This window comes from Sphaerochaeta sp. S2 (assembly GCF_016406725.1).
Taxonomy (GTDB): domain Bacteria; phylum Spirochaetota; class Spirochaetia; order Sphaerochaetales; family Sphaerochaetaceae; genus Sphaerochaeta.
In genome coordinates this window covers 1-1,207 of sequence record NZ_JAEKNT010000134.1, presented here as the reverse complement: position 1 = coordinate 1,207, position 1,207 = coordinate 1, and the positions used below count along the sequence as shown (strand labels likewise).

The following is a 1,207-nucleotide window of genomic DNA, read 5'->3' as shown; positions in this document are numbered from 1 at the left end:
TTGCCGCTTCTAATGCATCATCAGCGTCAAATGTGTATCAGAGACAGATATGTAGCTATCAATCATGCAAGATTGATAGCTCATTTTTTATTATATCCCAATTAAGCTGACGCATCGACCATTTCTTAGTTGCATCTTTTGCCCCTAATTAAAGTGCTTTCATAAGCGGTTGATCAGTAGTGAAAATTGGCAATCCTTTTGCTACTTTTTTTATGTGTCACCAATCACAAGCACATTTTATCTTTTACATTTTCTAATAATATTTCATTGTTATAACCAAAGTTCTTTTCATCATTAATATATAACATTGATCCTCCTAATTATATCGATTATTAGATTTTAGTTTTTCTAACCATTCAAAGTCTGAGTCATCATTAACTGGAATATATGATCTATAAAGGTATTCTCTTCTTATACCAAAATTATCTAAATACATAAAGGCATCGTGATTATTTCTTACTCTAAACATGTTTTCACCTAAATTATCTAAACTTAAATCCTCTTTAATATAGTTCTGTGACAACTTAGCTTCATCTAATAGTTTTAATGCAATTTCTTTATCTTCTGTTTCCATATCATAAAAATATATAACTACATTCGGTGGTGTATTCGGATCTGTATCTACATAGATATCTTTTAATAGATTTAATAATAGTTCTTTATCCTCTTCTGATCCATCATCTATTAAATAATACATAACCACATTAATTGTTTTAATCGTATCTACTAATTGTCTTTCATCAATAACATAATTGTTGGTGTTATCACGATTATTCGATACTTCTGATGCTAAGAAATAACCAATTGTATCTCTACAATCATATTTATCGAGTAACCGTTCCATACGTAACGACATAATATATTGAAAGAGTGAATTTCTATAGGCATCATCATGTATATTACCTATGAATTTTATATCTAAGTTTCTAATAGGGGCAAAATACTTAATAAAACCTTCATCACTCCCTAGAAAAATAGTTTCTAATCCAACAAACTTCTCCTTATACTTTTCATCTAAGTAATGAGGTTCATTAATTGTACTATCAATTTTATAACGAGAATAATATCTAAACGCAGGATTATTAGAAATCAAATATTCATAAAAGAGATCAAGTTCGTTTTCTTGATATCCAGTTGGAAACTCTTCATCTAATAATTCCTCACCTAATGGATAAACAATAGGTCTCAAAATTTCATTATATTTTCC

Annotated in this window: 1 protein-coding gene; it reads right to left on the bottom strand. The window is 28.6% G+C overall.

Annotation, left to right across the window (positions count from 1 at the left end; translation table 11 throughout):
* Positions 1 to 316: 316 nt before the first annotated feature.
* Positions 317 to 1,207 (bottom strand): hypothetical protein (locus JF818_RS03585; protein WP_233065907.1); only part of this gene is annotated, 891 nt, incomplete at its 5' end.